This is a genomic window from Pseudomonas akapageensis, from assembly GCF_011355085.1.
Classification (GTDB): domain Bacteria; phylum Pseudomonadota; class Gammaproteobacteria; order Pseudomonadales; family Pseudomonadaceae; genus Aquipseudomonas; species Aquipseudomonas akapageensis.
In genome coordinates, this window is record NZ_VXCP01000001.1 from 238098 (window position 1) to 251034 (window position 12937).

At 61.9% G+C, this 12937-nt stretch carries 10 protein-coding genes; 7 read left to right on the forward strand and 3 right to left on the reverse strand.

Annotated elements, in window-relative coordinates; all coding sequences use genetic code 11:
* Nucleotides 1-104 precede the first annotated feature (104 nt).
* Nucleotides 105-2531 carry a penicillin-binding protein 1A gene (locus F2S13_RS01000; RefSeq protein ID WP_425500203.1) on the forward strand — a complete coding sequence of 809 codons (2427 nt, stop codon included), beginning with the start codon at nucleotides 105-107 and terminating at the stop codon, nucleotides 2529-2531.
* 201 nt (nucleotides 2532-2732) lie between these two features.
* On the opposite strand, the gene F2S13_RS01005 is transcribed toward F2S13_RS01000, so the two are convergent.
* The 3 genes from F2S13_RS01005 to rpmE form a co-directional block, all read right to left on the reverse strand.
* On the reverse strand, nucleotides 2733-4001 hold the full coding sequence (locus tag F2S13_RS01005) for a malic enzyme-like NAD(P)-binding protein (protein ID WP_166358097.1): 1269 nt from the start codon (nucleotides 3999-4001) through the stop codon (nucleotides 2733-2735).
* 180 nt (nucleotides 4002-4181) lie between these two features.
* On the reverse strand, nucleotides 4182-4964 hold the full coding sequence (locus F2S13_RS01010) for a thermonuclease family protein (protein ID WP_166358099.1): 783 nt from the start codon (nucleotides 4962-4964) through the stop codon (nucleotides 4182-4184).
* A gap of 41 nt (nucleotides 4965-5005) precedes the next feature.
* Nucleotides 5006-5224, reverse strand: coding sequence for a 50S ribosomal protein L31 (rpmE, locus tag F2S13_RS01015; RefSeq protein ID WP_150703410.1), 219 nt, complete (start codon nucleotides 5222-5224; stop codon nucleotides 5006-5008).
* 168 nt (nucleotides 5225-5392) lie between these two features.
* Between rpmE and F2S13_RS01020 the strand changes: the two genes are divergently transcribed.
* The 6 genes from F2S13_RS01020 to F2S13_RS01045 all read left to right on the forward strand — a co-directional run bounded on the left by F2S13_RS01020 (nucleotide 5393) and on the right by F2S13_RS01045 (nucleotide 12847).
* Nucleotides 5393-7612: a primosomal protein N' gene (locus tag F2S13_RS01020; protein ID WP_166358101.1), complete on the forward strand. Its 2220-nt coding sequence runs from the start codon at nucleotides 5393-5395 to the stop codon at nucleotides 7610-7612.
* 211 nt (nucleotides 7613-7823) lie between these two features.
* A complete protein-coding gene (argS, locus tag F2S13_RS01025; RefSeq protein WP_166358103.1) occupies nucleotides 7824-9560 on the forward strand; it encodes an arginine--tRNA ligase in 1737 nt (578 codons plus the stop codon).
* A gap of 1 nt (nucleotide 9561) precedes the next feature.
* A complete protein-coding gene (locus F2S13_RS01030) occupies nucleotides 9562-10251 on the forward strand; it encodes an SPOR domain-containing protein (RefSeq protein WP_166358105.1) in 690 nt (229 codons plus the stop codon).
* 216 nt (nucleotides 10252-10467) lie between these two features.
* Nucleotides 10468-10998, forward strand: a complete 531-nt coding sequence (gene hslV, locus F2S13_RS01035) for an ATP-dependent protease subunit HslV (RefSeq protein WP_166358107.1) — start codon at nucleotides 10468-10470, stop codon at nucleotides 10996-10998.
* A 75-nt stretch (nucleotides 10999-11073) separates the two neighbouring features.
* The gene (gene hslU / locus F2S13_RS01040; RefSeq protein ID WP_166358109.1) at nucleotides 11074-12411 is read left to right on the forward strand and encodes an ATP-dependent protease ATPase subunit HslU; all 1338 of its coding nucleotides are present in this window, start codon (nucleotides 11074-11076) and stop codon (nucleotides 12409-12411) included.
* Nucleotides 12412-12454: 43 nt separating this feature from the next.
* Nucleotides 12455-12847: a gamma-butyrobetaine hydroxylase family protein gene (locus F2S13_RS01045; protein ID WP_166358111.1), complete on the forward strand. Its 393-nt coding sequence runs from the start codon at nucleotides 12455-12457 to the stop codon at nucleotides 12845-12847.
* The last annotated feature ends 90 nt before the right edge of the window (nucleotides 12848-12937 follow it).

Here is a 12937-nt window from a genome sequence, read left to right on the forward strand (position 1 = left end):
ATAACGCTCAACGCCGAAAAATGCTTATAATGCCCAGCGCTTTTTTTCGACTTCCCGGCCCTTGCGCTTAAACCAATCTTTTATCTGGAAATCCAAAAGCCTTGATACGCCTGCTGAAGTTTTTCTGGTGGTCTTTCGTCGCTGTCTTCTGCGGGCTGTTGCTCGGTTTGAGCGGTGCATTTCTGTATCTTAGCCCTGGCCTACCCTCTGTAGAGTCGCTGAGAAGCATTCAGTTGCAGATCCCCCTCAGGGTTTACAGCAGCGACGGCAAGCTCATCGCCGAGTTTGGCGAGATGCGCCGCTCTCCAATCCGCTTCGCAGACATACCGCCGCACTTCATCCAGGCCCTGCTTTCCGCAGAGGACGACAACTTTGCCAATCATTACGGCGTCGACCCCAGCAGCCTGATGCGGGCCGCCACCCAGCTGCTCAAGAGCGGGCATATTCAGACCGGCGGCAGCACCATCACCATGCAGGTGGCGAAAAACTTCTTCCTGAGCAGCGAGCGCAGCTTTTCGCGCAAGACCAGCGAGATCCTGCTGGCCCTGCAGATCGAGCGTGAGCTGACCAAGGACGAAATCCTCGAGCTGTACGTCAACAAGATCTACCTGGGCAACCGCGCCTACGGGATCGAGGCTGCCGCGCAGGTGTACTACGGCAAATCGATTCGCGATGTCAGCCTGGCGCAAATGGCCATGATCGCCGGCCTGCCCAAGGCACCGTCGCGCTTCAACCCGTTGGCCAACCCGGTACGCGCCAAAGAGCGACGCGACTGGATCCTTGGCCGCATGTACAAGCTCGGTAAAATCGACGAGGCCAGCTATCAGGCGGCCCTGGCCGAACCGATCAATGCCAGTTATCACGTCCCGACCCCGGAAGTGAATGCACCCTACATCGCCGAAATGGCCCGCGCCGAAATGGTCGGCCGCTATGGCAGCGATGCGTACACCGAAGGGTTCCGCGTCACCACCACCGTACCGAGCAATCTCCAGGAAATCGCCAACAAGGCGGTTCTCGACGGCTTGCTCACCTACGATCAGCGTCACGGCTATCGCGGCCCTGAATCGCGCCTGCCAGGCAAGACCCGTGAAGCCTGGATGACGGAACTGGCCAAGCAACGACCGCTGAATACGCTCGAACCTGTCATCGTTACCCAGGTCGACAAGAGCGGCCTGCGCGTGCTGACCCGCAATGGCACCGATGAGCATGTCGCCTGGGAAACCATGAAGTGGGCTCGCCCCTTCCTGAACACCAATAGTCAGGGCCGCGCCCCGCAACAGCCTGGCGATGTCGCCCAGGTTGGCGACCTGATCCGTGTCCAGCGCCTGCCCGATAACAGCCTGAAGTTCAGCCAGGTCCCGGCCGCACAGAGTGCACTGGTCTCGCTGGACCCTACCAATGGTGCCATTCGCGCCCTGGTCGGCGGCTTCGCTTTCGAACAAAGCAACTACAACCGCGCGATGCAGGCCAAGCGCCAGCCGGGTTCGAGTTTCAAGCCGTTCATCTACAGCGCCGCGCTGGACAACGGCTTCACCGCCTCCAGCCTGGTCAACGACGCGCCCATCGTGTTCGTCGATGAATACCTGGACAAGGTCTGGCGCCCGAAGAACGACACCAACACCTTCCTCGGCCCGATCCGCATGCGCGAAGCGCTGTACAAGTCGCGCAACATGGTCTCGATTCGCCTGTTGCAGGCCCTCGGCATCGACACGGCCATCGATTACATCAGCAAGTTCGGCTTCAACAAGGACGACTTGCCGCGCAACCTGTCGCTGGCGCTGGGCACGGCCACGCTGACACCGATGGAAATCGCCACCGGCTGGAGCACCTTCGCCAACGGCGGCTACAAGGTCAGTCCGTACCTGATCGACCGCATCGAAAGCCGCAGCGGCGAGACCCTGTTCGTCGCCAACCCGGCCAGCGTGCCACTGGGTGAAGACCAGGCTGGCTTGCCTGCCCCTGAGTCCCCCATCATCACCGAGAACACCCCGGTCGCCCAGACTGTTGCCCAGAACCAGGCTCCGGCCGTGGCGGAGCGTATTATCGACGGGCGCACGACCTACATCCTCAACAGCATGCTTGAAGATGTGATCAAACTCGGTACCGGCCGCCGCGCACTGTCTCTGGGCCGCAGCGACCTGGCCGGCAAGACCGGGACCACCAACGAATCCAAGGACGCCTGGTTCTCCGGCTACAACGCCGATTACATGACCACCGTCTGGACGGGCTTCGACCAGCCGGAAACCCTGGGCCGCCGCGAGTTCGGCGGTACCGTCGCGCTGCCGATCTGGATGAATTTCATGGGTGCAGCCCTGAAGGACAAGCCGGCACACACCCAGGCAGAGCCTGAAGGCATCCTCAGCCTGCGTGTAGACCCGATCAGCGGCCGTGCGGCGACACCGAGTACTGCAGGTGCCTATTTCGAGCTGTTCAAGGCTGAAGAGACGCCTCCATCGGTCAATGAACTGGGCAATGGCACGGCGCCGGGTACACCGCTGCCGGCGGATGAGGCGCCGATAGACCTGTTCTGATTTGATAGGGTCTATACGGGCCTCATCGCGGGCAAGTCGAATCGTCGCACCGCCGCTCCTACAGGGTGCGCACTGACTCTGTAGGAAGGGCCGGGCGGCGTTCCGCTTGCCCGCGATGAGGTCCTCAAGCCAAACCACAAACAACAAAAAAGCCCCGACTCTCTCGAGCCGGGGCTTTTTTGTTTGAAGCGTTACAACGGCTTAGCCGTTGAACACGTCATCCACGCTTTTGAGCGGGTAGTTCTTCGGGTACGGCAGGGTTGCCACACCGGTCTCGATCGCAGCCTTGGCAACCGCGTCGGAAATCACGGTGATCAGGCGGGCGTCCATTGGCTTCGGAATGATGTACTCACGACCGAATTCCAGGGAGATACCGCCGTAGGCATCGCAGACTTCCTTGGGCACCGGCAACTTGGCCAGTTCGCGCAGGGCGTTGGCCGCGGCAATTTTCATTTCTTCGTTGATGCGCTTGGCGCGAACGTCCAGGGCACCACGGAAGATGAACGGGAAGCCCAGAACGTTGTTTACCTGGTTCGGGTAGTCCGAACGACCGGTGGCCATGATCACGTCGCTGCGCGTGGCGTGGGCCAGCTCAGGGGAGATTTCCGGATCCGGGTTGGAGCAGGCGAACACGATCGGGTTCGGCGCCATGCGCAGCAGGTTCTCTGCGCTCAGCAGGTTCGGACCCGACAGACCGACGAATACGTCAGCGCCATCCAGGGCTTCAGCCAGGGTGCGCTTGTCGGTCGCGTGGGCGAACACGGCCTTGTACTGGTTCAGGTCGTCACGGCCAGCGTGGATCACGCCAGTACGGTCGACCATGAAGATGTTCTCGATCTTCGCGCCCATGCTCACCAGCAGCTTCATGCAGGAGATCGCGGCAGCACCGGCGCCCAGGCAGACGATTTTCGCGTCTTCGAGGGTTTTACCGGCGATTTCCAGGGCGTTGATCATACCGGCCGCTGTCACGATAGCGGTGCCGTGCTGGTCATCGTGGAATACTGGAATATCGCACTGCTCGATCAGGGCACGTTCGATCTCGAAGCACTCAGGTGCCTTGATGTCTTCCAGGTTGATGCCGCCGAAGGTGATGGAGATACGCTTGACGGTGTCGATGAATGCCTGCGGGCTTTCCGAGTCGACTTCGATATCGAATACATCGATGCCAGCGAAACGCTTGAACAGAACGCCCTTGCCTTCCATGACCGGCTTGGAGGCCAGTGGGCCCAGGTTACCCAGGCCAAGAATCGCGGTGCCATCCGAAATCACTGCTACCAGGTTGCCCTTGCCGGTGTATTTGTAGGCCAGTTCCGCGTCGCGAGCGATTTCGCGAACAGGTTCTGCTACGCCCGGGCTGTAAGCCAGCGACAGGTCGCGTGCAGTGGCGGTAGGTTTGGTGAGCTCGACGCTCAGTTTCCCCGGACGAGGCTGAGCATGGTATTCGAGAGCGGCGGTTTTCAAATCTGACATGGTGGGCATTCCGCTTTTACTGTTCTGACGGACCGCCGAGGATACGCAAGATGCAAAGGCCCGACAAGACTGCCCGGTCACTTGTGTCAAGCGCTTTAGCCTACGACTTTCTGCCAAGAGCCACAGCCCGCAAGGCCTCCACTGTTCACAATTAAAATAAAAATTGTCTACAATTTTTGTTCAGTCAGCGCGCTCGAGCATGGCCGGCGCAGTCAGCGGCAGCATCCAGCGCGCCTGGCCAGCTTTCAAGCCGCCGCGCCGCGAGCGGTCGATGACCCAGCCCCGCGCCACAACCTGCCGACCCTCAAGCCCGTCGAGGAAGGAGGACGCAAAGGCGCCCTGAAGTTTCGGCGGGACATGAAGCACCGCATCAGGACCCAATTCGATCCAGATTCCCCCACGATTGCGCTCAATCGCACTGACTCGACCGCTGATCAGGGCGAACCCCGATTGACTCAGCCGATCGACGGTAATGACGGGTGACTGTCGCCAAACGCCCAGGTGACTTTGACGCGCCACGCGCTCGGCCTGCTGCTGGCAGTCGGCCAATTCCACATTCGGCGCCACCACCACCAGATAACCGAGCCCTTCGGCGAGCAGTTGAGCCTCGAAACTGTTGCCGTTGGCGCCAAAGACATGGGCCAGCGTTCGACCGTAGTGATCCCGGCCCTGCTGGCCGACCATTAATCCGACGCGCCCGTCACTCGCGTCCACCAATGCTTGCAGGCGCTTGCGCGCGGCATCGGCAAAAGGCTCGGTCGGGCGACCCTTGCGGCCGATTTCAGGGGTATTGATACCCAGCATGCGCACGCTGCGCCCATCCTGCAGGCGCAGCGTATCGCCGTCGACCACCTCGCGCACCTGCGCTGTGGGCAGGCCGCCGGGGGACGGGCAGAACGCCTGGGCGGGCGCCAGCCAAATCGCGGACATAAAAAAGGCGCCCGCAAGGGACGCCTTTTTCATCAACGAGGAGAAGCCGCAGCGGCTTTCCAACGTTATTGGCCTCAGGCCTTTTTGGCACCGAAAGCACCGAAACGATCGGCAAAGCGCTGAACGCGGCCGCCGGTGTCCAGAGTCTTCTGCTTACCGGTGTAGAACGGGTGGCACTCGTTGCAAACGTCGATCGCCAGGGCTTTGCCGAAGGTCGAACGAGTTTCGAACTTGTTGCCGCAGCTGCAGGTTACGGCAACTTCTGGGTATTCTGGATGGATATCGGCTTTCATGGTGTCTTCCTCAGGCTAGCGTGCCGCCACCCAACACTATTGTTGAATACCGCACGAAATTAAGGCGCGAATTCTACCAGACCGTGTCAATCACGCAAGCTGTCCCTTGAACCGACCGTCTGCTAGGCTCCGGACCTTCTTTTCCGTCCGCCCAAGAGATCCTCCCGCGTGCCCGACGCCATCCTGCGCCTCGCCCTACCCTCGCCCCTGCGACGCCTGTTCGACTACCGGGCACCGGCCGGCATGGCACGCAGCGCACTGACGCCGGGCATGCGCTTGCGCGTCCCGTTCGGACGCCGCGAGATGATCGGCATCCTGATCGAAGTCACCGATCGCAGCGAAGTGCCGGCGGAAAAGCTCAAGCCGGCCATCGCCCTGCTCGACCCGGTCTCGCCACTGCCCCCGGCACTGTTCAAGCTATGCCTGTGGACAGCCCAGTACTACCAGCACAGCCTGGGCGACACCTTGAGCTGGGCGCTGCCGGTCCTGTTGCGCCAGGGCGATCCCGCCGAAGCCCGGCAGGAACGATTCTGGCAGATCGCCCCCGGCGCGCGGCTCGACGACCCTCGCATCAGCCGTGCCCCGAGGCAGCGCGAAGCCCTGGCAACACTGGCGCAGCACCCTCACGGGGTTGCTCATCAGTTGCTCGGCAAGCTGATGTTGAGCAAGGACAGCCTCGATCTGCTGCTGGCCAAGGAACTGGTTCAGGTTGAAGTCCGTCGTCACACCCCGAGCGAGCGCCATGAGCACTGGCTAGCCCAGCCGGAATTGCCGTTGAACGACGAGCAAAAAGCCGCCTTCAACGCCGTGCGGGCTGGATTCGGCAGTTTCCACGCCTTCCTGCTGGCCGGGGTGACCGGCAGCGGCAAGACCGAAGTCTATCTGCAACTGATACGCGAAACCCTCGAAGCCGGGAAACAGGCGCTGATCCTGATCCCGGAGATCAACCTGGGGCCACAAACCCTGGCGCGTTTCGAACAACGCTTCAATGCACGGATTGCCCTGCTGCACTCGGCGGTCAATGACCGCGAGCGCCTCGAGGCCTGGCTGGCGGCTCGCGACGGCGAAGCCGATATCATCATCGGCACGCGCTCGGCTCTGTTCACACCAATGAAGCACCCGGGCCTGATCATCATCGACGAAGAACACGACGGTTCGTATAAACAGCAGGAAGGCCTGCGCTATCACGCGCGGGACCTGGCCCTGGTCCGCGCCCGCCAGGAAAACATCCCGATCCTGCTCGGCTCGGCCACACCGTCGCTGGAAAGCCTGCACAATGCCCACAGCGGCCGCTATGGCCTGCTTCGCCTCAACCACCGGGCCGGCGGCGCCCAACAGCCGCGCTTCCTGCGCCTGGATGTAAAAAGCCGCCCCCTGGACAGCGGCATCAGCGGGCCGATGCAGCAAGCCATCGGCCAGACCCTCGCCGCCGGCCAGCAAGTCCTGGTCTTCCTCAACCGCCGCGGCTTCGCCCCGACCCTGCTCTGCCACGATTGCGGCTGGCTTTCGGAGTGCTCGCGCTGCGACGCACGCATGACCGTGCACCAGCGCTCGGGCGAATTGCGCTGCCACCATTGCGGCTATGTCGAGCGCGTACCCCGTCGGTGCCCCCAATGTGCCAAGGTCGATCTGCGCCCGGTCGGCGCCGGTACCGAACGCGCCGAAGAGCGCCTGAGCATTCTGTTCCCGGACTATCCGGTGTTGCGTGTCGACCGCGACAGCACCTCGCGCAAGGACGCGATGAACCAGCTGTTCGCGACCATCCAGCGCGGCCAGCCGTGCATCCTCGTCGGCACCCAGATGCTAGCTAAGGGCCATCACTTCCCGCGAGTGACCCTGGTTTCGATCCTGGATGCCGATGGCGGGCTGTTTTCCGGCGACTTCCGCGCCAGCGAGCGCATGGCGCAATTGATTGTTCAGGTTGCAGGGCGCGCAGGTCGCGCCGAAGAACCGGGCAAGGTGATCATCCAGACACACCTGGCCGACCATCCACTGCTGGTGCAATTGACCGAACAAGGCTATTTCGCCTTTGCCGAACAGGCCCTGAGCGAACGCCGTGCCGCGGGGCTGCCGCCTTTCGCGCATCTGGCGCTGTTGCGCGCCGAAGCGCACAAGCCCGGGCAAGCCGAAGGCTTTCTGGACGAGGCCTGCAGCGAAGCCGAGCATTTGCTGGCAGAGCTCGGCCTGGGCGGAATCGAACTGCTTGGCCCGGTCCCCGCGCCCATGGAGCGCCGTGCCGGGCGATATCGGGCGCAATTGCTGCTGCAGGCCAACGCCCGCGCGCCTCTGCACCGATTGCTCAGCGCCTGGCTGCTGCGTCTGGAGCAGATGCCCAGTGGGCGGCAGGTACGTTGGTCGCTGGATGTGGATCCCGTCGACCTTTATTGATGTATGTTGACTGTACGGGCCTCATCGCGGGCAAGCCCGCTCCCACAGGGTTTTGTGGCCACCAAAGACCTACTGTGGGAGCTGGCTTGCCAGCGATGAGGCCGGTACTGCCAACACAGAAGGTTGGCAAGCCAGCCCCCGCAACGGATAATGCCCAGTTTTTCCACCTGCGCATCGAAGCGCTGCCGCGCTTGCGGTCGAAGAGAAGACCATGAAAGACACCATTCGCCAGCTGATCCAACAAGCCCTCACCCAACTCGTCAATGAAGGTGTGTTGCCTGAAGGGCTGACGCCGGCGATCCAGGTGGAAAACGCCCGGGACAAGACCCACGGCGATTTCGCCAGCAATATCGCGATGATGCTGGCCAAGCCCGCCGGCATGAAGCCCCGTGACCTGGCGGAAAAGATCATCGCCGCGCTGCCCGCCGACGAGCAGATCAGCAAAGCCGAGATCGCCGGCCCCGGTTTTCTCAACTTCTTCCAGAACACCCAGGCCCTGGCTTCGCGCCTGGATGCGGCATTGGCTGATGCCCACGTCGGTGTGCGCAAGGCCGGCCCGGCCCAGCGTACCGTGGTCGACCTGTCGGCACCGAACCTGGCCAAGGAGATGCACGTCGGCCACCTGCGCTCGACCATCATCGGCGACGGCGTGGCTCGCGTTCTGGAGTTTCTCGGTGACACCGTGATCCGGCAGAACCACGTGGGCGACTGGGGCACCCAGTTCGGCATGCTGATGGCCTACCTGCAGGAAAACCCGATCACCAGCGACGAACTGTCGGACCTCGAAATCTTCTATCGCGCCGCCAAAAAGCGCTTCGACGAATCCGAAGAGTTCGCCGACCGCGCCCGTGGTCTGGTGGTCAAGCTGCAAGCTGGCGACCCGGAGTGCCTGGGCCTGTGGGAACGCTTCAAGGACATCTCCCTGTCCCACTGCCAGAAAATCTACGAACTGCTCAACGTCAAGCTCACTCCGGCCGACGTCATGGGTGAGAGCGCCTATAACGACGACCTGATCAACGTGATCAACGACCTCAAGGCCAAGGGCCTGCTGGTCGAGAGCAACGGCGCCCAGTGCGTCTTCCTCGAAGAATTCAAGAACGCCGACGGCGACCCGCTGCCGGTGATCGTGCAGAAGGCCGACGGCGGCTACCTCTATGCCACCACCGACCTTGCAGCCGTGCGCTATCGCAGCGGCGTGCTCAAGGCCGACCGCGCCCTGTATTTCGTCGACCAGCGCCAGGCCCTGCACTTCCAGCAAGTCTTCGAAGTGGCCCGCCGCGCCGGTTTCGTCACCAACGACATGCAAATGGAGCACATGGGCTTCGGCACCATGAACGGTGCCGATGGCCGCCCGTTCAAGACCCGTGACGGCGGCACCGTAAAGCTGATCGACCTGCTCACCGAAGCCCAGGAACGCGCCTATGCCCTGGTCAAGGAAAAGAACCCGGAGCTGGCCGAAGCCGATCTGCGCAACATCGCCAAGGTTGTCGGGATCGGTGCGGTGAAATACGCCGACCTGTCCAAGCACCGCACCAGCGACTACAGCTTCAACTTCGACCAGATGCTCAACTTCGAAGGCAATACCGCACCCTACCTGCTCTACGCCTACACCCGGGTAGCCGGCGTGTTCCGCAAGCTGGGCAAGGACTTCAGCGAAGTCGATGGCCAGATTTCGCTGCAGGCACCCCAGGAGCAGGATCTGGCCGCGCGCCTGGCGCAGTTCGGCGAGGTGTTGAACAACGTTGCCGAAAAAGGCACGCCACACACACTCTGCACCTACCTGTACGACGTTGCCGGCCTGTTCTCCAGCTTCTACGAGAACTGCCCGATCCTCAGCGCCGACAGCCCCGAGCAGCAACAGAGCCGCCTGCGCCTGGCAGCCCTAACGGGTCGCACGCTCAAGCAAGGCCTGGAGCTGCTGGGCCTGGAAACCCTGGAGCGCATGTAAGTTGGCTGCCAAGAAAAAACCTGCTCCCAAGCGTGGCGCCAGCCGAAACCAAGCCCCAACCAAGAAACCGATCCCGGGATTTCTGTGGATGGTGGTCGGTCTGACGGTCGGCGCCTTTATCGTGTTTCTGATGAAGCTCGATCCGGGCAACGAGGACATCAAGCGGGTCAAGATCGAGCAGCAGAAGGCGGCGAAGATTGCCGAGGCCAACAAGACCGAGCCAAGCCCGCAGAAACCGGTGAAGCCGAAGTACGACTTCTACACGCTGCTGCCTGAGTCGGAAGTCATCGTGCCGCCAGAAGCCGTGCCGGAGAAGACTCCGCCAGTACCGGCACAAGCGCCGGTAACCCCGGCCGAAGCGGCCAAGATCGACACCGCACGAGCCCAGGCGGCCTTGAGCGGATTGACACCGCCACCGGCCCCACCGGTGGTGAAGCCGGCGGCTACCACGCAGTTCTTCCTGCAGGCAGGCTCGTTCCGCAAACAGACCGATGCCGACAAGGTTCGCGCGCAGATCATTCTGCTGGGACAGGCGGTACAGGTTGAGTCCGGCACTGTTAAAGACGAGACCTGGTTCCGGGTGCTGGTCGGGCCGTTCAGCAACCGGGAGCAGCTGACCACGGCGCAGAAGCAGTTGTCGGGGAGCGGATTTGGTAATTTGTTGCTGCAGCAGCGGCAGATTCGCCAGTAGTACTGGCCTCATCGCGGGCAAGTCGGGTCGTCGCACCGCCGCTCCCACAGGGAATCAATGCGTCCCCGCACCCTCTGTGGGAGCTGGCTTGCCCGCGATCGACCGCAAAGCGGTCGCATATAACCCACCACTCGTCCCCCACAGTTGAAATACCGCCCACCACCCCCATATGAGTCTCCATCAGGCATTTTCGCCCAGCTGCGTGGAGACTCTCCCTTGACCACCATCGTTTCAGTTCGTCGCCACGGCAAAGTCGTCATGGGCGGCGACGGCCAGGTTTCCCTCGGTAATACCGTGATGAAAGGCAACGCCAAGAAAGTGCGCCGCCTGTACCACGGCCAGGTCATCGCCGGCTTTGCCGGTGCCACCGCCGACGCCTTCACCCTTTTCGAGCGTTTCGAAGGCCAGCTGGAAAAACACCAGGGTCACCTGGTGCGAGCGGCCGTCGAACTGGCCAAGGAGTGGCGCACCGACCGCTCCCTGAGCCGTCTGGAAGCCATGCTGGCCGTGGCCAACAAGGACGCTTCGCTGATCATTACCGGTAACGGCGATGTGGTTGAACCCGAAGACGGCCTGATCGCCATGGGTTCCGGTGGCGCCTTTGCCCAGGCCGCTGCCCGCGCCCTGCTGATGAAAACCGATCTCTCGGCCCGCGAAATCACCGAAACCGCACTCGGCATCGCCGGTGACATCTGCGTATTCACCAACCACAACATCACCATCGAGGAGCAGGACCTCGCGGAATAACAGGCTGTTCTGGCGCCCGGTGCCAACGCCGGGCCTTCCCACGCTTTTATTCTTGCTAGAGGACTTCCATACATCATGCCAATGACCCCCCGCGAAATCGTCCACGAACTCAACCGCCATATCATTGGCCAGGACGACGCCAAGCGCGCCGTAGCCATTGCCCTGCGCAACCGCTGGCGGCGCATGCAGTTGCCCGAAGAACTGCGCGTTGAAGTCACGCCCAAGAACATCCTGATGATCGGCCCGACCGGCGTCGGCAAGACCGAAATCGCCCGGCGCCTGGCCAAGCTGGCCAATGCCCCGTTCATCAAGGTTGAAGCGACCAAATTCACCGAAGTCGGTTATGTCGGCCGTGATGTGGACTCGATCATTCGTGACCTGGCCGATGCAGCGATCAAGATGCTGCGCGAACAGGAAATCATCCGGGTTCGCCACCGCGCCGAAGATGCCGCCGAAGACCGCATCCTCGACGCCCTGCTGCCACCTGCACGCACCGGCTTCAACGAAGACCAGGTGCAGAGCCAGGACTCCAATACCCGTCAGCTGTTCCGCAAGCGTCTGCGCGAAGGCCAGCTGGACGACAAGGAAATCGAGATCGAAGTCGCCGAGTCGGTGGGCGTCGACATCTCCGCGCCACCTGGCATGGAAGAAATGACCAACCAGCTGCAGAGCCTTTTCGCCAACATGGGCAAGGGCAAGCGCAAGAACCGCAAGCTCAAGGTCAAGGAAGCCCTCAAGCTGGTGCGTGACGAAGAAGCCAGCCGCCTGGTCAATGAAGAAGAGCTCAAGGCCAAGGCGCTCGAAGCGGTCGAGCAGCACGGCATCGTGTTCATCGACGAGATCGACAAGGTTGCCAAGCGTGGCAACGCCGGCGGCGTCGACGTGTCCCGCGAAGGCGTCCAGCGCGACTTGCTACCGCTGATCGAGGGCTGCACGGTCAACACCAAACTGGGCATGGTCAAGACTGACCACATCCTGTTCATCGCCTCCGGTGCATTCCACCTGAGCAAGCCAAGCGATCTGGTGCCCGAGTTGCAAGGTCGCCTGCCGATCCGTGTCGAACTCAAGGCCCTGAGCCCGGAAGATTTCGAACGCATCCTCAGCGAACCGCACGCATCGTTGACCGAGCAATACCGCGAACTGTTGAAGACTGAAGGCCTGGCCATCGAATTCCTGCCCGACGGCATCAAGCGTCTGGCCGAAATCGCCTGGCAGGTCAACGAGAAGACCGAGAACATCGGTGCCCGCCGCCTGCACACACTGCTCGAGCGCCTGCTCGAAGAGGTCTCGTTCAGTGCCGGGGATCTGGCCAGCGCCCATAACGATGAGCCGATCCGCATCGACGCCAACTACGTCAACAGCCACCTGGGCGAATTGGCGCAGAACGAAGACCTGTCTCGTTATATTCTGTAAGTCTCACTCTCAACCGGCAGGGCCGTGCGCGGCCCTGAACCTCATGACCACATCTTCCAACAACCGATTGCCCACCGCGATCGAACTGCACAAGGCCTCGAAAACCCTGACCCTGAAATACGGGCCGGACGAGGTTTACCACCTGCCCGCCGAATTCCTGCGGGTGCACTCGCCTTCGGCCGAGGTCCAGGGCCACGGCAAACCCATCCTGCAATTCGGCAAGCTCGGCGTCGGCCTGAGCAAGATTGAGCCGGCTGGCCAGTACGCACTGAAACTGACTTTCGACGACGGCCATGACAGCGGCCTGTTCACCTGGGATTACCTGTACCAGCTTTCGATCCGCCAGGAACAACTCTGGGCGGACTATCTCGAAGAGTTGAAAAGTGCCGGAAAGTCCCGCGATCCTGCCGTATCCATCGTCAAGCTGATGCTCTGACCCCCTCACCGCGCCATTTAGAGCGCATTTTCTAATTCTATCTGCTTGAATGCTCTCGCAGCTGCCATTCAATGGCTCGCTTGCGCATTT

What these genes read in the sequence shown, in the direction of transcription:
- hslU (WP_166358109.1), top strand. Translation starts at nt 11,074, where the DNA reads ATGCCAATGACCCCCCGCGAAATCGTCCACGAACTCAACCGCCATATC.
- F2S13_RS01005 (WP_166358097.1), bottom strand. Translation starts at nt 4,001, where the DNA reads ATGTCAGATTTGAAAACCGCCGCTCTCGAATACCATGCTCAGCCTCGT.
- F2S13_RS01045 (WP_166358111.1), top strand. Translation starts at nt 12,455, where the DNA reads ATGACCACATCTTCCAACAACCGATTGCCCACCGCGATCGAACTGCAC.
- argS (WP_166358103.1), top strand. Translation starts at nt 7,824, where the DNA reads ATGAAAGACACCATTCGCCAGCTGATCCAACAAGCCCTCACCCAACTC.
- rpmE (WP_150703410.1), bottom strand. Translation starts at nt 5,224, where the DNA reads ATGAAAGCCGATATCCATCCAGAATACCCAGAAGTTGCCGTAACCTGC.
- F2S13_RS01010 (WP_166358099.1), bottom strand. Translation starts at nt 4,964, where the DNA reads ATGAAAAAGGCGTCCCTTGCGGGCGCCTTTTTTATGTCCGCGATTTGG.